Source organism: Iodobacter sp. CM08 (assembly GCF_033446605.1).
Lineage (GTDB): Bacteria > Pseudomonadota > Gammaproteobacteria > Burkholderiales > Chitinibacteraceae > Iodobacter.
This window is the reverse complement of record NZ_JAWQUO010000051.1, coordinates 1-18,864: the sequence shown is the minus strand read 5'-3', so window position 1 is coordinate 18,864 and position 18,864 is coordinate 1. Positions and strand designations below refer to the sequence as shown.

The following is an 18,864-nucleotide window of genomic DNA, read 5'->3' as shown; positions in this document are numbered from 1 at the left end:
TTCTCCCTTTAGCGGCCTACGTTGGCGGCAAAGTCCATCAGGTATTTGTCGGTAATGCGCTGGATAAAGGTCAGGTCTTCCAGCGGTGGCATCGGCGTGTAGTCGTAATCAATGGTTAACTTGCCCGCCTTAAGGGCTTCCTTATCGTTGGCGTCAATATCTAGCCAGGCATTGAAGCCCATCAAATAACCGCCAGACACTAAGGCGCGGCCTTTGGCGTTCAGCCCTTCTAAAATATCCTTGGCAAGGCTAGGCGTCATCGGCTTATCAACCGCCCACATATGCGCCTCGGCCATCGTATCGGCCAGCACTTGGGCGGTGCGGGTGTAGCTTTCAAACTTGAACAGTGGGTCGGCGCTAAGGGTGTGGCTGCCCCAAAAAATATAGCCTTTGGCGCGCACCAGCGTGGTGAGGTCGGCGGCATTTAGTAAGCCTGCATCGGTATCAGGGTCTTGCAAGTCCCAGAACACGTCTTGGCTTAAGCCGGTGACGCCGTTAATCACCACATTAGAAAGGGTTTTGTGCCAGCCGATTTCTTTGTCGATCTTGGCGCGTAAGCCCATCGCGTAGGCCACGGCCAGATCTAAGCCTTGATCGCCTTTGCCATCAAACAGAGGATTGCTAAAGTCTGGCCAGATCAGCATCAGCTCGCGCTGGCCGAAGTTTTCTCGATACTCAAGGGCGGTTTCTAAGCTATTGCAGCCGCGTGCGCTGATGTAAGCAAAGGCGCGTAGCTTCTGGCAGATCGTTGCCAGCTCGTTGGCGACCAGCAAAGTGTCATAGCCTGGCACGCCTAAGATGCGCGGCTTAACGTGGACGGTGCTGTTAGCTGATAGCAACGCTTGCAAGCCGGTGAAGCGGCCCTGTTCATCCGTGCCGCCGATGATGTTCTTTTCAGTTTCTTTTTCGTCTACGCCTTCTTCTACCCGCACCATCACAATAATCGGGCTGGTTTGTTTGGAGATGGCGCGTAAAGTGCGTAGCAGCGTGCCTTTTGTGCCTGCTTTACCAATGGCTTTTTGTACGTTGGTAATCAGTACGGCTTGATTGAGCGGGAAGAAGTCTTTGTCGGCATCAGATGCCGTGCAGACCGCACCAATGACAGCGGTGCTAATGGTTTGAATGGTGCGCGTGCCTTCGTTAACTTCGAGAACGCGCACACCATGGTGGAATGAATCGCCCATGATTTCCTCGGTTTGAATTGACCTGGCCATCATGGGCGATTCTGTTTTACTTGGCTTTCACTGGGGATTGTGAAGCCTTGAACGACACAGCTTAGGCGGGCGTTTCACTTAAAACCTGAGCCAATAAGCTTTCAAGTCGTTCGACTTTCTCATTTAAGGCGAGCAATGGATCGTCAGCGATGGCAGCAGGTGGGTCTAAAATCAACGGCAAGGGCTGAGCGCCCATGATCCATTTTTTACCGTTCCATACCGCGCCTTCAAAGTATTCAAGGCGGGTGTAATCAGCGGATAGCGGGCCTAAGTCGCTGAAGATAACTCGCGCACCGTCAGCGATACGGTAAACCACCGCCCCCCGATTATCCTCAATCAGCGCCCATTGCTGCTCGGCAGTATTCCGAATGATGGCCTTGTTTTTAGCGGGCCTGAGTTTAGGCGCATCCAGCACCGCACCGGCAGGCAAGCCGCAATATTTTGAAACCCACATTTCAGCCTTGCCGATGTATTCGAGCGTGTGGGTGTCATGGCAGTAACAAGGCACGATGCCGTCATGACTGGCAAAGCCGTCTTTATCGAAGGAAACCGGCTGCGCGGGAAGTGTTTCTGGCTGCGGTGCTGGGTGGGTGTTGTCTGGTTTGATTGTATTTTTAAGCATTGGATTATCCCCACCGCACGATGTAATTGAAGGCAATATTGTCTGGGTGTGTTCGGCCTGTTGGCCCATCGACCGTGGCTCTGGGCTGGGTTCGCACATAGTTAACGCCAGGCTGGCCCCCGCCACCTGAGTAAGGCAGCCAGCCGCCATCATCAAAAGGCACCGTATGTTGGTGTTCGCCCACATTGGCGGCCTGATAGCTCAAAACACTCCGCCCCGGATCAATACCGCGCCCCGCGTCCCAGCCTGAGATATACATGCCGCGCAGGTCGGGCAGGGTTGCGCCATAGAGCGAAGCGAGGATAGGCGCTTCGGCTGGATTAATACCTTGGCCCTGTAAAAAAATCCAGCCAGCGGGCGGGGTGTTGCTGGGCCATGGGAGCGGGACGCCGGTTGGCACGCCGAAAGAGCCATCGAGCAGCTTGTCAGCCGTTCGGCATGAGTCAACACGAACACCATGGGTATTCTCACCATTCCAGCCCATTAAAACGGGGAAGGCTTCTCTCCAAGGTTCGGTGGCATTGGCCACGCTAACTCCTCCGCCACTAGGGGATATGCCACTGCTTGCATCAAAGATCACATGGTTATCTCTATAAGCGTTCCAGCGAATTAAAGAGGAAACGCCGTTAAAGTCAGTCCAGGCGGCTGCAATTGCAGTGGTAACGTCCAGCACTTTGAATGATCTTGAAGCGAGAGAGCCATCCGGGCCAAATAACCAATGATTTTCATGCCCATTGTCGTAAGCAAGCGCAATGGCTGCCGCCGGAAAGGTGGTTCCCCCATATCGGTAAGTCCCAAAAGTGGCCTGAGTACCATAGCCCCCATCCCCTGCGGAGTACTGCTTTAGTGCAGGGCTAAAATGATTCCCTTCAGCAACTGAGGCATCCACAAAAATAGGCGCACTGGTGTTCATTTGATTTTCAAATGATCCAGTGCCTGTTTGTGAGTTGACGCGTAATGCGTGAAGATTAGTAGCAATAGCGCGTACTTCTTCATCTGTTGTGTACTGGGGGTGAGGGTCTGGCGCATTTTGATGGGCTTGCATTACCTCATTCACTACGCCATTTGTTTCATCTTTTAGGTAGTAGCGCTCGCCGTGCGGGTTAGGCGCTTGGACGTGCTCTTGAATCAGGCCCTTTGTTTCCCCTTCTGTGGTGTATTGCGGGTGCGGGTCTTCTGCTTGGACGTGTGCTGCGTCGGTTTTATCCGCGTGCTGGATGGCTTCATCTCGGCCACGGTTGGCTTCTTGCTGTGCGGTGTCGCTGAGGTCTTGCCTTAAGTCGGCGTTGGTTTTATCGGTGATTTTTTTATTGTAATAATCTTTTGAATGCGGGTCGTCATCAGCAATATGCTGCTTCATGGTTTCTTCGACCAACTCAATGCTGGCGATACCAATATCCTGGCTAACGCTGATTGTGACGGCGGCGGTGTTACTGACAACAAACACCATGCGCAGGGTTTGCACCTTGCCCGAGCCTTCTTCTAATTGTGGCTTGTAGCTGGCGGGGCAGTTGGCCACGGCGATTAAGCCGCCTTTGTCGTCATACAGGCCCATTTCCCGAATCCACCAGCCACCAATATTTTCTTTAATGATGAGTTCGGCAATCACGGTGTTTTTGCCCGCTTCAGATTTGAGCGAGTTCAAATTGCTGCGGTAATTCTCTTTGACCAGCTGAGTCTGGTTTTCATCGGGGGAGGTGTCTTTGCCGTTGCCATCGCCTACGGCCATTGCTTCAATATGGATGGTTTTGTTTTGGGCTGTGGCCTCGGCAATTTGCGCCGCGCCATAGGTGGTGAGGATTGCAAAGTATTGTTGGCTCATGGTTATACGACTGCCTTGGGGTAAATGTTAATGACTTCGCCTTGGTATTGGCCGACGCCGATATAGATCAAGCCGCGTGGCTCGACGCTGATATTCATTTCAAGCAGATGGCGCGATAGCGGCTTGGCTTCGTCAATTAAGTAATTCAGCTCGATCTGGGTTTCTTCGGTAATGCCGTGGTCTATGGTTTTGACTTCGAGTTTGAAAGTGCCACGCGGGCCAAGTGGCTGCTCTTCCCACCATTCGGTGATCTCCAAGCGATAGCCCAGCGGCTCGACGATGCGTTTTAATGCGCCGATGGTGCCCTTGTGCTGATGCACAAAGAACGATTGGCGGATGACTTCCCGCTGGGTTTCTTCTGGCCATCTCTCATCCCATCGGTCTACTGAAAACGCCCACGCCAGATAAGGCAGCGCTGCCTTGGGGCAGGTGTCGGCATTCCAAAGCGCCGCCAGTAAAATGGGTAACTCTTGGCCTGATTGGCAGCTTTGGGCGATGGCGCGTTCTAGCTTGCTAGAGCCAGAAGGCAATAAGGATTTAGTCATCGATGCCGCCAACGCTGATCTCGGTTGCGGTGCAGTGCGCGGCTTGGGTTTCATCAAGCACCACGTCTTTAGCCGGCGACACGAGTTCGACTCGCTGCACGCCTTCTACATGCAACGCGGCAAAGATGGCTGATTGGCGAATATCGCGGCCCATGCGGCGCTGGGTGCTGATGTACTTTTTAAGCTGGGCGTGAGCGGCCTCTAAAATCGGGCCTTTTTCTGGGCCTTGATAAAGATATAAAACGGCAGTGACGGCGTAATTAACGATCTTGGCCGACTGCACGCTGAGCCGGTCGCCCACGGGGCGCACATCTTCACCCGATAGCAGCAGCCTGACTTTAGTCAGCAGATCAGCAGGTGCGCTGCCGTCGCCATCATTCGCCAGCACACTGACGACCACTTCGCAGGGTTCGGGGCTGATGGCACTGGCGTCGGCCACGCGGGCGTCAGCCGATAAAGCATGAAAGATATAGGCTGATCTTGGCCCCGCCACGCTTAAGCCTTCAAAAGCCCGCTGGCCGCGTGCGCGGAGTGAATCATCAGATTCTAAAACCGCATCGGTGGGCGGCACTGCGTTTGGATTGGCGGGCGTAATGACAAAGCGCTGGACGTTAAAATTAGCCACCAGATGATCTAAATCGCTTCCCTGGCTAAATGCCAACATGCAGGCCGCGCCGCGCTCGTTGATGCGTTGCCGCTGGATTACTTCACGGTAAGCGTTTTCTTGCAGTAGCTTGGTGAGCGGTTCAGATTCCAGCTTAAGCACGGCGGCTGCATCGGGGTAGAGCGCCAGCAGCGCCGCTTTGCGCTCCTTAAAAATCGTTTCAAAATCCAGCGCCTCGATCAGCTTAGGCGGGGGCAGGCGGGAGAGGTCTACTTCTTGGCTTTTCATGGCTTAGGCTCGCAGAGGAATAGAAAGCGCCACCGGCTGCTGGCCGCGTGGGCCATCAATGCGCTCGGCTTCCAGCGTGACGCTGAGTGCGCCGTGTTGCTGGCCCAGCTCTAAATTGACGCGCTGGGCGCGGATACGCGGCTCCCACTTTTTAAGCGCGCTGGCGGTGGCGGCCATCAGGCGTAAGCGAGTGGCCCCGTTTAAAGGCTGATCGATCAGCGCGGGGATTTCAGAGCCATAGTCGCGGCGCATTAAGCGGCTACCCAGCGGGGTGGTGAGCACATCGGCCACCGATTGCTGGATATGGGCCAGATCATCAATCGAATGGCCGCTGTGTTTGTTTAGGCCCGCCATTAGCTTGGCCCGCCGGTGCTGCTACCGCCGCGTTCTACGCCGCTGTGAGTATGAGAATCCAAAACCACGCCATTGCTGGTGATTGCGCCGCCGCTTTGGTTAATCGGGCCGGTGATCGTCGTTGCGCCGCCACTCTCGCCACCCGTGCCGCTCATGCCTGCGGCGTAGCTAAACGCACCCATGACGGCGGCTTTGCCTTCAAAGTCGCTGTCGCCTTTGACGCTCAGATTCCCGCCGACGGTGAGGTTGCCGGTGGTTTCGGTTTCTGGGCAGTCGGCAGTGATTTTTACAGAAGCTTGAATGATGGCGGTTTGAATACCGGTAGCGCTGAGTGCGCCGCTTGCATGGTTGTAACTGACGAGCGCCCCATCTGGAAAAGCGATGCAGGAAACGCTGGCATCATGGCTGGGCGGGGCAAAGGCGTCTGAAAATAGCCCAGGTAAAAGCACACCCGCGCCCACTTCGCCCGATTGGCTAAATAGAACAACTTGCTCGCCGACGCTGGGCGGGTTCCAGATGCGCACCTTGCCCGCCTTGGCAGTAAGCCACGGCAGCCAATCGGTCAGCAGCTCACCGCTTTGCACACGGCAAAGGGCGCGGGTGTAATCCACTTCGGCCACGGTGCCGATGCGGATCAGGCTTTCTAAAATTCGGGAATGTTCGGCTGTTTGATTCATTGCGCCATAGTGCCGCGCCAGTGCGCGATGTTCACGCGCTGGCGGGTGTGAGGCGGGCTTTTACATTACTTGCCGATTTGCTGGGTGATTAAGTCAAGAATGTAGGCGTTGTCTTTATTGTTAAAGCCTAGCAATACGCGGGCGGCGTATTTGTGTTTGATGGTGCCCGTTTTATTGACGCGGCCAGATAAGCCAAATTGATGGATTTGCGCAATGCGGGCCGTGCTGGGTGAGAAGCGAACCACCGCGCCGGTGTCGCTGCTTTGGGTTTTTAGGTGGCGGGCGGTACGCAGCTTGGCAAACATCTGCCTTTTAATGCGTCCTTTCTTTTTACGCTGCTGAGGCAGCCGCGGGGCGTAGGGTGTGCCGTCGGGGTTCTGCTGGGCGGCGATATGCGCTTGCTGGCGTTTGCGTAATTCCATTGCCAGTTTCTTATTCATGCGGCGTAATGCTTTGGCGTCCAGATTGCCAAGCAAGCCCGCCGCCCAGCCTTCCAGTTCCTTAAAATTTTCACTCATGGGCTTGGCCACGGCTGATCGCGCAGGAATAAAGCCCAATCTTTGCCCGCGTATGCATCCAGCGGCGGCTCGCCGTAATGGGTGATGATGGGCTTGCCGTCTACCTCTCGCACCACTACGCGTTCGGTTAAATTGATCTTAATCGAAAGGTCGATGGTGTCGTGATTCAAGATATCCGCTTCAAAGCTAATACCATTCTGGCGCTTGTCTACATTGCTAAAAAGCTCGGGCTGATTGCTGCTAACCCAAGCCAGCACCGGCACCATGATCGTGTCGGGGTGGTCGGCGTAATCTTGGATGATGGCGTTGAGCGTGTATTGATACTCAAATGAAAGCGACTTGCCCGCCGTGGCAATCAGATTGCCTTCATCAATAAAAATAGACAGTTTGTCGGGATTGTTGGCGAGGTGGCGCACGGTGGCAGAAAGGTATTCGCGCAGGCTGGCGGGCTTAATCATGGGGGTGCCTTAGCGGCTTGCTGGCATTTAAGCACCATATCGACCTGCGCCGCGCAGCTATGCCACGCGGCTTCCAGATCCTCAATCGCTTGATTTAGCTCGCCGTTGGTTTGGGCTTGGCTCGCTGGCAGGCGGCAGGCTATGACGGCGGGACAGCCAATCTTGATAAGCTGCACCGCTGGCGATTTCGGGGCGCTGGCGCAAGCGGACAACATCAGCAGGCAGGCGAGTATCAGCCCAATCCCTGACTTCTTTGCTTTCATTTTTAAGTTGCTCCATCGCGCGTTTGTTTTTAAGGAGGGCGGTGTTGACGCTTTCAAGGCTGCTGCGTAAGTCGGCCTGTGCCATATCGTTTGCTTGGTTGACCTTGTGCATATTTTGTAAAAGGGCCGAATTGATGGCAGCTTCTTGTTGGCTGGCTTCCAGCTCCATACGTAGCGCGTTCATTTTGTAGCGATGGGACGCATTATTTGCAATTACGCCAATCAGTATGATTAATAAGGCAATGAACGGTATTTTAGAAAAACTCATGATTTCAACCCTGCGTAATAGGTTTTATCGCCTGCAAACTTGGTCAGCACTTGCCGCCGGTTGGCCCCTTTACGAAAGCCAATATGCACCCAAGCGCTGTACGTATTGGGGGACTCTAAAATCAATTGATCGAACTCGATGTTAGAGGCGGCCAATACCCTGGCAATCGTTCTGGCCGTGCCAAACTTCGGGCAGCGGATATCTACTGCGCGGGCCTTGGCGTGATCGCTGCCTGCACTGCCGCCTACCGCCTTGTTTAATGCAGGAGCACGCCAGCCGCTAGTGATAACGACCGGATGATTGTCGAGTAGCCGCCGCACTTTTTCTAATTGCTCGCAGGTGTGGGTCGCGTTGTCTTTTAGAGCGTCGGGCAGGCTGTTGTCGATTTTGAGGCGGGCGGCGGTTGTGCTGGCGATAAATTCGCGCAGGCTGAAGTTCGGGGAGAGGCGGCTCGATGTGTTCAATGTGTTGCTCCTTATTGATATTAAATAATTTCTTAAAGGGCCATGCCCAAGCTGTAAATGCGTCGCTGACGTTGCCGCGCTTAAAGCAGAAATAAACGCCGCTAAACAGCAGCAAAAAGCTGTGTGTGGGACTGGCGGGGGTGATGCCCATCAGCAGGCGAATAGCGGTGAGGCCGTAATAGACGGTTAAGCCATAAGCAAAAATACAAATGCCTAGCCTATGGGCTTTGCTGTTTCGATTGAATAGGGCAATGCTGAGCGCCGCAAAGAGGCTGGCCAGCACGCTGATCAGTAAATAGAGATTCATTTCTTGCCCCCGATATTGAGTAAATTCTCGGGGTGTTCGGCCCGCACAATCAGCCATTGCAAAAGCTTCATACTGATGGCCCCAGCGATTAGTGCGCCGATGCCTTCGCTGACTACAATCGAAGCGGGCAGGGGGATGGCGATCAGATCCGCCACCAGTTTGGCGGCAACACACCCGGCCACAAACGCGGTTAGAAAGAAAATAATCTTCTGTAAAACGCTGAGCTTTTGTGCGGTCATGATAAACACCACCGCTCCCGCAAAACTGCCCATCAGTACGTCGGCGTGAATCCCTGAAAATAGCCCCACAATGGTGAGTAAAAAGACGGTGAAAGAGGCGGCGGTGCCGGTGAGTGGTTCGGTCATTGGTTTAGTCCCAAAGTTGAATAATGGTTTTTTTGGATTCGGGCGGGATGGCATCGGGCAGCTCGATCAAGGTTCCCATGGGAATCAGTGGCCCCAGATCTGCCAGCCGGTGATTGGCGGCCAGCGCCGCTTCGGTGATGCCTGCGGTTTTGCCGTAAATACGCCAGCAAATGTCATCCAGCGTGTCGCCTTGCTTGGCTATAACCTGCATCAGATCAGCTCGACACTGGCGCGGTTTGAGCCAAGTAAATCCCGAATGGCCCAACGTGCGTCGCGGCGTAGGTCTTCGATAGGGTCAAGCAACTGATCCGCCTTATCATGGCCGTCGCCGGTGCTGTCAAAATCGCGGTAGCGCTCGATCAGGTTTGCCCTGGCTAAGCAGTACACGGCGCGGATGTAATGGCTGACTAATACGCTCTGACAATCCAGTGTTTCGCTTTCCACCTCGGCCAAGTTCTGGATGCCATCGGCCAGATGCCTGGCTTTGAATTTGCGCAGGTCTTGATTGGCGCTGGCCATTGCTGCAATCAGCGCCATTCTTAGCCTTAGCTCGGTGACGGTGCCATCGATGCGTAATACTAAGTGCGCGTCGGCGATATCGATATCAGGCCAGAAACCGCTGTTTTTAATCAGCGGTTCTAAGCTTTCACCGCTTTTTTGTGCTGCAATAAATCCCATGATCTGTCCTTAAGAGGTGGAGGGGGATTTGAAAGAACCTTAAAAGGCTTCGCCTCCCCCTGCCTCTTGCTGCGGGGTACGCCCTGTTTAGCTAGCCGGTTCGGCTGCTGTGTTCTTGATTTCGCGTTGGAGTTTTTCCAGATCCTTTTTAACGCCGCATTTATCGTGAAGCGCGAGGGCTTGCTGGAAGTAGTCCACCGCCGCCGGTTTGTCCTGCTCAGATAAGCCATAAGCGATGGCCTTAAACAGCTTGGCCTTCACTTGGTCGGGCATATCTTCGTTTTGGGTCGCGGTGAGCACTTCTAACAGGCCCGCCACCTCGATGGATTCGCCCTGACTGCGCCAGCTCATCGCGGTATCGGCCATCTCTTCCACCACCAAGCACGCCAAAGTGCGCTGGTACTGATCCGGTAAGGTCAGCTTATGCTGCAAGGCATAACGCACAATCGGCAGCGCGTCAGTGAAGTTGCCGGTGTCGATCATCCACACCATCACCGTCATCAGCACTTCATCCTGCGCACCGCCTTGGGCGGATAAAGCCCCGCTGATCCAAGGCGCGTAATCGGGCAGCATCTCGCGCTTGGCGTCGATCTTGCGGCTAAGGGACTGGATCTGTTTAAGCCGTCGCTTGTCGCCCGCCAGCTTATGCAACATCAGCGCGTAGCCGCTGGCATTCACATGGGCGGCAGTGCCGTTCTGCTTAGATAGCTGAGCCGCCGTCATGCGTAGCAAGTGGGCTTTGGCAGGACTCACTTACCAGCCTCTGCGGGTTTTTCTTCCGTGCGCTCTTCGGGCAGTAGCTCGATGTTTTCAATCAAGCAGCCCGCTTCATAGGCTTCAATCACGTAAGCGTCGTTTGAGCTTTCATAATCGGCAATCTGGTCATAGTCCGGCTCTTCCCGCACATGACGGCGGCGGCCTCCCTCTTGCCAGTACAGCGACAAATTAGCCAGCAGCTGAATCATTATTTTGTCTTTCGGGAAGAAAGGCACCGTGACGGCGGTTTTGCCACCAATGCGCTTTTGGCTAATCAGCATATCCAGCGCCATTTCTTCAGTGGGGGCGTGCTCGTTATTGATCTTGGGGAAGTATTTATCCGCCAGCATTTCGCTGGATACGATCACCACTAAATTAGGGTTTTCGCGGTACTCGGGGTGAATCAGGGTATTCACCGCATCAAACACCAGCGCGTCCAGATTGTTGTAATCGCCTTTTTCAGTCTTCCATGTGACGTCGTCTTCGCCCTTGACCTTGGTTTTACCGACGATGATTTTGCCGGAACCGGGTACATGTTCAGCCATCACATTAATCGGCGCGTTGTCGCGGTATTGCTGGAGCCAGCCTTTGTTCACGTCTTGCAAGAGTGGGAATTTTTCGCGGTCGGTGTCTTCGGCCACCGATACACCATTAAAACCGATCATGATTCGATCTAGCGCTTGCTGGTGAACGATCACGTCGCGGATTTTGGTTTGGAAGTTTGGAAATTTGGCCCACATATCCAGCTTGGCGTAGCTGATGCCGGTGTCAAAGTTGGTTTGCACACAGCGATAGCGGCCAGAACTCAAATCAGTGACGTCTCGCGGTTTACGCGGGTTCTTTTTGGTATTGGTGCGGCCTGCAATCGTGCCGGTAATGCCTAGGCCCAGCTTTTCGCCTTCCATCTCGGTGACAGAGGGCATATTGATTTTACTGAGGAAGGCGCTAGACAACTGCACGCGGTTTTCTAGCTTTTGCTGGACGGATGGATCAACCGTAAAGGTTTTATTTGCGTCGCCAATCTTGTTTAATAGTGCGACTTTTTTTTCAAAAGCGTTATAGGCAATTCGCGTTTCATTGCGCATAGTATTTCCTTTTTTTAATATTCATTATTTTTTATTGAATGGCGAGATATAGCCTAATTAGCAATCTGTTTCTAAAGCCGCTGTGCCGCCGGTGGCTTTATCCCGATTGCCTGATAAATGAGCGGGTTCGTTTTCAATCTTTGCTTTGAATTCACGCAATTCGGCCATGCTGGCGTTTAATTCATCCATACGGCTATTAAGCGTGCTATGGCCTTCGGCAGTTTCGGCTTGATACTCGGCCACGGCTTCAATGGCTTGCTGAATATCTGAGAATTGCTGATTGGTTTTGATTTCTTTTTTGGCAAAGATTTTTTTAACTGAATCTAAAATAGACACGGTAGGGGCTTCCTCTTGCTCTTCTTCGAGCGCAAATTCAATGGCATCAGTAAACAAACAGGCTTTATTTGTTTTACGAGAAAATAGCGGGCTGTTGTTGCCGGCAGTGGCAGAGAATTGCAGCATCTCTGTACCTAGGCTGGCGGGGTTGTCTGTAACCGCAAGGCCCACCAGATAGGCTTCGCCTGTGCCTGCAAAGTCGGGGTCTACTTCAATAGAGGTGTAAACTTTTTGCCGATCTTTATTCATTTTGATCAGATCAGCTGTCGGGTCGATGGTGGCAAATAGCGCCATTGCGCCGTCTTCTTCTTTGACGGATACAGCAATCACATCGCCATAGGCCTTAAACACGCTATCTGGGTAAATGCCCTTGATGTGTTCTAAATTAATGCGCGCCCCAAATTGCTTAGGGTTGTAATTCTTGGCCATCTGGCTAAGCCATTCACGGGTGATCTTGCGGCCATCTGTGGTGGAGCCTTCGGTGGCAACTCGAAAAGATTTATATTTCATATATCCTTCTGCGATTTATTTGAATTGAATAAGTGGCTTATCTCGGTAGCCCCCACTATCAACACAAATTAAACCCCCATCAATTCACGCCTTTTGTGAATAGCCATTCCACAAAAGGCAACAAAATACTTCTGCTTTTGATTGCCTTAGCCTTTGGCTATGGAAAATATAAACATCAAAGACCCGCGTATTGAGGCCCGCCGCCTGTATTGGTCGGGCTGGCGTATTTCACGAATTGCGGAATCATTAGGCGAAAAACCCGCCACGGTGCATAGCTGGAAACGGCGCGATGAGTGGGACAAAAAGAAGTTAATCGAGCGCGTAGAGGAGTCGCTCGAATCACGCTATATCTTGCTTTTAAATAAGGATAAAAAAGAGGGGATCGACTTTAAAGAAATTGATTTGCTTTCACGGCAAATGGAACGTATCGCAAGGATTAATAAATATACCGGCGGCGGCAATGAAGCCGACCTCAACCCCAATATCGCCAGCCGCAACAAGGCAGAGCGCAAGAAGGCCGTTAAGAACGATTTCAATGATGAGCACGTTGATTTAATCAAAGAAGCCTTTATGGATTCTTTGTTTGGCTATCAGCACGGCTGGTTTGATGCAGGCAAGAAACACACCTTTCGTAATGTCTTAAAGTCTCGCCAAATTGGTGCCACCTGGTACTTCGCCCGCGAGGCGCTGTTCGATGCGATGACCACGGGCCGTAACCAGATCTTTTTAAGTGCCAGCAAGGCGCAGGCGCATGTGTTTAAGCAGTACATCATTACCTTTGCCAAAGAGGCCGCCGATTTGGAGCTAAAAGGCGATCCCATCGTCTTACCGAATGGCGCAACGCTGTACTTCCTTGGCACCAATGCCCGCACCGCGCAGAGCTACACCGGCAATTTATACGTCGATGAGTATTTCTGGATTCCACGTTTTCAGGAGCTTCAGAAGGTCGCCTCGGGTATGGCCCTGCATTCGCACTGGCGGCAAACCTACTTTTCTACGCCTTCCAGCCTAAACCACGATGCTTACCCGTTTTGGTCGGGGGACGCTTTCAATAAAGGCCGCGCCAAAGCCGACCGCATCCTACTCGATGTCAAACCGGCCAGCCTCGCCAAAGGCCGCCTCTGTGCGGACGATCAGTGGCGGCAAGTGGTCACGATAGAAGACGCGATTGAAGGCGGTTGTAATCTGTTTGATCTGGACAAGATCAAAAAACGATATAACCCCAACGATTATCAAAACTTGCTGATGTGTGAGTTTATCGATGATAGCGCCAGCATCTTTCCGCTGGCGGAATTGCAAAAGTGCATGGTTGATAGTTGGGAAAAGTGGGAGGACTTTAAGGCCATTGCCCCGCGTCCCTTTGCCTACTGGCCAGTGTGGATTGGCTACGATCCGGCTTTATCAGGGGATAGCGCCGGTTTAATCGTGCTGGCCCCGCCGCTGGTGCCTGGCGGCAAGTTTCGCGTGTTGGAGAAACGCCAATGGAAAGGCATGGATTTTGCCGCGCAGGCCGAAGGGATTAAGCAAATCTGCAGCCAATACAACGTGGCCTATATCGGCATCGATACCACCGGCATCGGGCAGGGCGTTTATCAACTGGTGAAACAGTTCTACCCAGCAGCTAAGGCCATCAATTACAGCGTGGATATGAAAGCGCGCTTAGTCATGAAGGCCCAAGACGTGATCCGCAAAGGGCGCTTGGAGTTTGACGCGGGCTGGACGGATCTTGCGGCCGCATTTATGGCCATTCAAAAAACCATGACGGCCAGCGGGCGGCAAGTCACTTACACGGCCAGCCGCTCCGAAGAAGTCAGCCACGCCGACTTAGCCTGGGCATGTATGCATGCGCTACTCAATGAGCCGTTAGAAGGCTCCAACTCGACTAATTCCAGCTTTATGGAAATGTGCTAAATGAAAAAGAAACCGTATCTACCTAAACCAACCATGCTGGCCAGCGCACCCAATCCAGCGGCCAGCGGCTCGGTTGCCTTTACTTTTGGCGAGCCTTCCGCCGTGCTCGATCGCCGAGAGTTATTGGATTTACTTGAGTGCAACAACAACGGCAAATGGTACGAGCCGCCGATGTCATTTGATGGCCTAGCCAAAACCTACCGCGCCACCGTTCACCATTCCAGCCCCATTCAGGTAAAGCGCAACATCCTGCTTAAAACCTTTATTCCACACCCACTATTAAGCCGCACTGAATTTGCTAAGTTTGCGCTGGATTACCTAATCTTTGGCAATGCCTATTTAGAAAAGAATATCGGCCGCACCGGCAAGGTACTTAAGCTCACGCACGCGCTGGCCAAGTACATGCGCGTCGGGCTAAAAGAGGGCGGTTTTTATCAGGTGCTGGATTATGCCAAAGAGTATGAATTCCAGCAGGGGGCGGTGTTTCACCTACTCGAGCCTGATATCAATCAAGAGATTTACGGCCTGCCTGAATACCTATCGGCGCTTAATTCAACTTGGCTCAATGAATCCGCCACGCTGTTTCGTCGTCGCTATTTTGAAAATGGTAGCCATGCCGGTTTTATTCTGTACATGACGGACGCCGCCCAGAACGAAAGCTATATCGACGATTTGCGTGAAGCCCTGCAAAAAAGCAAAGGCCCTGGCAATTTTAAAAATCTGATGGTGTATGCGCCAGGCGGCAAGAAAGACGGCATGCAGATCTTGCCCATCTCAGAAGTAGCGGCCAAGGACGACTTCTGGAACATCAAGAACGTAACGCGTGACGACCAGCTAAGCGCCCACCGTGTACCGGCACAACTGATGGGCATCATCCCCAACAACACCGGCGGCTTGGGTGATGTAGAGAAGGCGGCTACCGTGTTTGCCTATAACGAAATTGAGCCATTGCAGGAGCGGATGAAGGAGCTGAATGACTGGCTGGGGGTGGAGGTGATCCGGTTTAAGCCCTATGCAATAGCAGCCGTTTAAGTAAAAGCCCCGCGTGAGCGGGGCTTTTACTTCTCTGGTTTTAGAAAATATTCAAATCACAGCATTAAAAAATACGTTTAATTTTTCTCATTTATTACTTTTTCTCGCGTAAGTATTTTCTCAAGAACATTAGTTGTCTCGCCTAAGATTAAGTCTTTTCGTGTAACCGTTTTTAATGCATTTTGGAAAAATTCAAGATTAAATTTTTCTTCATTCGGTCCGTAGCTTGTAATAATTAGCGCATCTAACATAGAAGTGTAGTGTGTTCTGATGTTTGCATTATGCCGATAAAGATTTGATAATAGCTTAATAAGAAATAAAACAAACAATCCAGAGAATAGAAACAGAAGACGTTGACCATTTATATGACTGTCTTGAAGAAGGACTTGTTTTTTTTGTACTTCTGAAGAAAATGAATCAATTTTGTTTGAAAATGATTTAATTTCTTCTTTTAGGGAAAGTATGTTTGATTCTATCCCTTCATTTTTGTTGCCTATCGGTCCTTTTATTATATCTCTAATGTTATCCGTAGATTTAATAACCTCCATTCTAACGTGCCATGCATTATCGTTAAAATTTATAATGAAGGATGGTGTGTTAGTTTTGTAAACTTCAAAGATAAAAACTATTGAAGGGAAACCAAGAGAAAGTAAAATGATTAGTGTCATAAGTATCGATGAATAGATGCCGTGCTCTTTAATTCTTCTTTTTAATTCTTCTTTATATTCAGAGTGCATTTTTTACCTTTTTAGTATTTGTATAAGGTCAGTTTAAGCTCTTCCTTACTTAAATACATATAGGAGCATATTTGAAGTATTTAGTAAGAAAATAGACTCTCTGATTATAAAACCAGCTTCGATTATGCCGTTTAACTAAGCAGAATGGTTGGCTTTTTTTCTTTTTGTGAAAGTATTTTGGATCTCTTACTATCGACCCAGCGCGCGCCCTCATGACCCCGCCACGCCTGCCCACTTAACGCACTATTTTTTATGCACCTGCATGATCAAGGCTTAAGCCGCTCCAGATATGTCCCTAAACGGTAAAAAATGCCCCGATGAAAGCTTGCACTATTTGCGTATTGCTTGCCTGTTATTGCAAGGTACGCAATACCTCTTATCAAGGGCGATTGCGCACTAAGAATAATTGGGGTCAGGAATAACTGGGGTCAGAACAAAATTAAATCCTACTATGCTTAATGCTCTTAGAGCCAAAGAAAGCGGATTTAACTTTCAGACCCCAGTTATTTACAAACGAAACATGCCGCTATTTTCAGCGGCATGCAAGAGGAGGTCTTTTAATGGAGTTTAAGGTATCACTTTGACTCCATGTGAGTTTCATACCAAGTTGCAATTCTAAACATATGCATAGTCGCGGCCAAGACAGATGTTACAGAATACAAAAAAAGCAAATAACCCATGCCTCCACCAATCAAGTTTAACCATGGCATGAGCGTATGTAATTGATCAGGCCATGCAACGTAAAACCATGATGCTTTAGCAAGTAAAGCCGCAAATAATGCCAATATTTGGACGACAATAAAGTGAACAAATGTTGCACATAAGCTGACATAAAGAGAAGGGTTGTTTGGATCAGCGTCTTCATCTTTCTCTGCCAACATTGCGCGAAACTTTTCGTCCCCAAACCCTAAAAACATAGCGAAACCACCGAGTGTAAAGCCTAATAAATTCGGTAAAACACTCGTAACTTGATCCCACCACAGCGGCTCAGCCCAAAAATGCCAAGTACATCCCGTGAAAAATATAGCAGCATGGAGATAAGGGGAGCAGCGAAGAGCTTTAAACCCGCCATATGCACACCAGTAGCGCTTAAAAATCTTTGCAACTCCGTTATACATATTTACATTCCTAATGTAATTTTAACCAAAACTAGCAATGCGTTTTAGAACACTCATTACTGTTTCAATTTGTGGGTTAACCTCAGTAGTCTGCACTAAAGGATGACTCTCCGTTGATTCTTCTACCCGTTTGCCAGATGCCGTTCGGCCTATAACGGAGACCTTACCATTTCTAGCGGCAACGCCTGCTAAGGTTTTAGTTTCTAGATCAGGAACAATGGACTCTCCTGGGGAAGCTACAAACTCAACATTCATTTTACTGGCTTTCTGTTTTTGTAATTTTTTCATCCAACGTTCTTCATCAGAGTCAGCATCATCTGCGTTTGGCCTCTTTAACTCAATAGTTAATTTTTCAAGTTTCGGAATAGTCAATAATTCATTTAGTGTTTCAATGTTAGGAAGCGCTGTAACTTCAACGATTGGGTACTGTTTAATACGACAAACTTCAGTAAAAAGTTTTGTGAAAAAACTTACCGCAAGTTGAGGGCCAAAGGTGTGTTTTCTATCTTTACTTACAAACCATAATTCGTGTATATCAGGTTTAAAAAGAAAAGGAATGGTTTGTAAGTGAGGGAGTAAGTGCTCAGGTATATTGACTCCTTTAATTTCATCTTCAGAGGCCGCATCTTTTGTCTTTGAATTAAACCATGGTTCAGATGGGTCAATAGCTACAAAGCGATAAATTTCTCCAGTGAACCCTAGAGTTGGATCGTCTTTATTTTCATAAACAAGTGGCCCTAACATTGCAGCGTGTAATGTGCCGAGACGAACAAAGTGTTGTATTGATGAAGCATCTTGAAACAATGAAATGTAGCGGCTTTGCGAATGGGGGTTATGCATTGCAATATTGAGGGCTGCTATTTTGATTGACCTTAGCCTAGACATTTTCGTTCCTGTTTGAGTAAAAATAAAGCGGATAAATTGATGATTTACTGAGGGTGCTATCATTCATTCTTTATACTTAACTAACTTTGTATGTTTTCGTTTTGTATTTTTATTAAATTCAAACTGAGCTAAGTATATTTTCATTTATTTGAGTTAAAAGTTCCTGCATAGCAAACTGTTCAATATCCCTGCAGAAGCATGGGGTCAGGTCTTACATTTCACATCAGATAAAATTTAAAGTGGTTTGCAAAGACAAATTAAATTGATTGCTTCATGTCAAATGTAAGACCTGACCCCATAGGTTTATTCATAGGTTTATTCATAGGTTTATTTATTTGTCTTTGTCATCAGCTAACAAATTCGGAAGCCACAACAAGAACACCATATAAATGATAAAGCAAAGAAGTACCCAAGAATGCCACGCAGGGAAATCGAGTTCGTGCGCTTTCGTTGCTGCGGCTGACGATTGCGCTGTAGGGATAAAGGCCTTCAGCGTGGAAAGTACAGTAACAATCGCCGAATTCCAAGCAAACGCCGTAAATGACAAGACGGAAAAAAGATAGCACAAGGGGATATAGATGCGCTTAAAAGCTATCGGGTGTTTGTACGCGAGAAAGGTTATTCCTGATATGAACGCAAGAGCCAGACTCGTCACAAGTGCTTTATCCATTGTGGATACCCCTAAAGATGTAGCCCCCTAAAACGGCAGAAAAACCACCACATTGGGTGTATAAAAACGCTGCGTCCCCTTTAAAGCCCTTGTGGGACGGAGTCTGAAGTGTTTTATGCCAATATACTATATCCGATTGAGCGGGGATTTCCACCTTTTTCTTGTTGTTGAGTCAGGTTCGCGATTGATTACTTAGGATGCAGCGTAAGCATTGGCCTGAATTTGCCATGAAAATAGATGTCTTAACGAAAAACTTGGGGTCAGGTGTTCGCAGTAACAGTAATTTAGCTAGCGGGTTAAAGTCCCGTCCGAGGAATTGTCCATGCGCCTCGGTAGTACGAAAGAGCGGCGTTTGAGTAATCAAGGGTCGTGAGTTC

Annotated in this window: 23 protein-coding genes and 2 pseudogenes; 2 read left to right on the top strand and 23 right to left on the bottom strand. The window is 50.1% G+C overall.

The window, feature by feature from the left end; genetic code table 11:
• Nucleotides 1–8 precede the first annotated feature (8 nt).
• The 19 genes and pseudogenes from R6242_RS20225 to R6242_RS20145 all read right to left on the bottom strand — a co-directional run bounded on the left by R6242_RS20225 (nt 9) and on the right by R6242_RS20145 (nt 12,134).
• Complete coding sequence (locus tag R6242_RS20225) at nt 9–1,184, bottom strand: phage tail sheath protein (protein WP_412100684.1); 1,176 nt, start codon at nt 1,182–1,184, stop codon at nt 9–11.
• 91 nt (nt 1,185–1,275) lie between these two features.
• Nucleotides 1,276–1,836: a hypothetical protein gene (locus tag R6242_RS20220; protein WP_318430369.1), complete on the bottom strand. Its 561-nt coding sequence runs from the start codon at nt 1,834–1,836 to the stop codon at nt 1,276–1,278.
• A 4-nt stretch (nt 1,837–1,840) separates the two neighbouring features.
• Nucleotides 1,841–3,658 carry a phage tail protein gene (locus R6242_RS20215; protein ID WP_318430367.1) on the bottom strand — a complete coding sequence of 606 codons (1,818 nt, stop codon included), beginning with the start codon at nt 3,656–3,658 and terminating at the stop codon, nt 1,841–1,843.
• Between the two features lie 2 nt (nt 3,659–3,660).
• A complete protein-coding gene (locus tag R6242_RS20210; RefSeq protein ID WP_318430365.1) occupies nt 3,661–4,203 on the bottom strand; it encodes a phage tail protein I in 543 nt (180 codons plus the stop codon).
• Nucleotides 4,196–5,095, bottom strand: coding sequence for a baseplate J/gp47 family protein (locus R6242_RS20205; protein WP_318430362.1), 900 nt, complete (start codon nt 5,093–5,095; stop codon nt 4,196–4,198). Before R6242_RS20205 ends, R6242_RS20210 begins: the two co-directional genes overlap by 8 nt.
• Nucleotides 5,096–5,098: 3 nt before the next feature.
• Nucleotides 5,099–5,449 carry a GPW/gp25 family protein gene (locus R6242_RS20200; RefSeq protein WP_318430360.1) on the bottom strand — a complete coding sequence of 117 codons (351 nt, stop codon included), beginning with the start codon at nt 5,447–5,449 and terminating at the stop codon, nt 5,099–5,101.
• Complete coding sequence (locus R6242_RS20195; RefSeq protein WP_318430358.1) at nt 5,449–6,126, bottom strand: phage baseplate assembly protein V; 678 nt, start codon at nt 6,124–6,126, stop codon at nt 5,449–5,451. Before R6242_RS20195 ends, R6242_RS20200 begins: the two co-directional genes overlap by 1 nt.
• 65 nt (nt 6,127–6,191) lie before the next feature.
• Nucleotides 6,192–6,644, bottom strand: coding sequence for a phage virion morphogenesis protein (locus tag R6242_RS20190; RefSeq protein WP_318430356.1), 453 nt, complete (start codon nt 6,642–6,644; stop codon nt 6,192–6,194).
• Nucleotides 6,641–7,102, bottom strand: a complete 462-nt coding sequence (locus tag R6242_RS20185) for a phage tail protein (RefSeq protein WP_318430354.1) — start codon at nt 7,100–7,102, stop codon at nt 6,641–6,643. Before R6242_RS20185 ends, R6242_RS20190 begins: the two co-directional genes overlap by 4 nt.
• Nucleotides 7,099–7,317, bottom strand: a complete 219-nt coding sequence (lysC, locus tag R6242_RS22340) for an Rz1-like lysis system protein LysC (protein WP_412100674.1) — start codon at nt 7,315–7,317, stop codon at nt 7,099–7,101. Before lysC ends, R6242_RS20185 begins: the two co-directional genes overlap by 4 nt.
• A pseudogene (locus R6242_RS20180) lies at nt 7,241–7,633 on the bottom strand (hypothetical protein); the annotation flags it as partial. The gene lysC and the pseudogene R6242_RS20180, both read right to left, overlap by 77 nt.
• On the bottom strand, nt 7,630–8,097 hold the full coding sequence (locus R6242_RS20175; RefSeq protein ID WP_318430350.1) for a D-Ala-D-Ala carboxypeptidase family metallohydrolase: 468 nt from the start codon (nt 8,095–8,097) through the stop codon (nt 7,630–7,632). The pseudogene R6242_RS20180 and the gene R6242_RS20175, both read right to left, overlap by 4 nt.
• Before the next feature lie 73 nt (nt 8,098–8,170).
• Nucleotides 8,171–8,404 (bottom strand): annotated as a pseudogene (locus tag R6242_RS22335) (phage holin family protein); the annotation flags it as partial.
• Entirely contained in the window at nt 8,401–8,769 is a 369-nt protein-coding gene (locus R6242_RS20170; RefSeq protein ID WP_318430348.1) for a putative holin, read from the bottom strand. The pseudogene R6242_RS22335 and the gene R6242_RS20170, both read right to left, overlap by 4 nt.
• A gap of 4 nt (nt 8,770–8,773) precedes the next feature.
• Nucleotides 8,774–8,980 carry a tail protein X gene (locus R6242_RS20165; RefSeq protein ID WP_318430346.1) on the bottom strand — a complete coding sequence of 69 codons (207 nt, stop codon included), beginning with the start codon at nt 8,978–8,980 and terminating at the stop codon, nt 8,774–8,776.
• Nucleotides 8,980–9,447, bottom strand: a complete 468-nt coding sequence (locus R6242_RS20160; protein ID WP_318430344.1) for a head completion/stabilization protein — start codon at nt 9,445–9,447, stop codon at nt 8,980–8,982. Before R6242_RS20160 ends, R6242_RS20165 begins: the two co-directional genes overlap by 1 nt.
• 87 nt (nt 9,448–9,534) lie before the next feature.
• Nucleotides 9,535–10,200, bottom strand: coding sequence for a phage terminase small subunit (gene gpM, locus R6242_RS20155; protein ID WP_318430342.1), 666 nt, complete (start codon nt 10,198–10,200; stop codon nt 9,535–9,537).
• A complete protein-coding gene (locus R6242_RS20150; RefSeq protein ID WP_318430340.1) occupies nt 10,197–11,288 on the bottom strand; it encodes a phage major capsid protein, P2 family in 1,092 nt (363 codons plus the stop codon). Before R6242_RS20150 ends, gpM begins: the two co-directional genes overlap by 4 nt.
• Nucleotides 11,289–11,345: 57 nt before the next feature.
• A complete protein-coding gene (locus R6242_RS20145) occupies nt 11,346–12,134 on the bottom strand; it encodes a GPO family capsid scaffolding protein (protein ID WP_318430338.1) in 789 nt (262 codons plus the stop codon).
• A gap of 159 nt (nt 12,135–12,293) precedes the next feature.
• On the opposite strand from R6242_RS20145, the gene R6242_RS20140 reads away from it, so the two are divergent.
• Nucleotides 12,294–14,045, top strand: coding sequence for a terminase ATPase subunit family protein (locus R6242_RS20140; RefSeq protein ID WP_318430336.1), 1,752 nt, complete (start codon nt 12,294–12,296; stop codon nt 14,043–14,045).
• Nucleotides 14,046–15,077, top strand: coding sequence for a phage portal protein (locus tag R6242_RS20135; protein ID WP_318430334.1), 1,032 nt, complete (start codon nt 14,046–14,048; stop codon nt 15,075–15,077).
• Between the two features lie 77 nt (nt 15,078–15,154).
• Here the strand turns inward: R6242_RS20135 and R6242_RS20130 are convergent, their stop codons facing one another.
• The 4 genes from R6242_RS20130 to R6242_RS20115 form a co-directional block, all read right to left on the bottom strand.
• The gene (locus R6242_RS20130; RefSeq protein ID WP_318430332.1) at nt 15,155–15,814 is read right to left on the bottom strand and encodes a hypothetical protein; all 660 of its coding nucleotides are present in this window, start codon (nt 15,812–15,814) and stop codon (nt 15,155–15,157) included.
• A gap of 575 nt (nt 15,815–16,389) precedes the next feature.
• Nucleotides 16,390–16,932 (bottom strand): hypothetical protein, encoded by a 543-nt coding sequence (locus tag R6242_RS20125; RefSeq protein ID WP_318430330.1) that lies wholly within the window; start codon nt 16,930–16,932, stop codon nt 16,390–16,392.
• 21 nt (nt 16,933–16,953) lie between these two features.
• Nucleotides 16,954–17,880: a DUF4747 family protein gene (locus tag R6242_RS20120; RefSeq protein ID WP_318430327.1), complete on the bottom strand. Its 927-nt coding sequence runs from the start codon at nt 17,878–17,880 to the stop codon at nt 16,954–16,956.
• 268 nt (nt 17,881–18,148) lie between these two features.
• A complete protein-coding gene (locus R6242_RS20115) occupies nt 18,149–18,487 on the bottom strand; it encodes a hypothetical protein (protein WP_318430325.1) in 339 nt (112 codons plus the stop codon).
• Nucleotides 18,488–18,864: the final 377 nt, after the last annotated feature.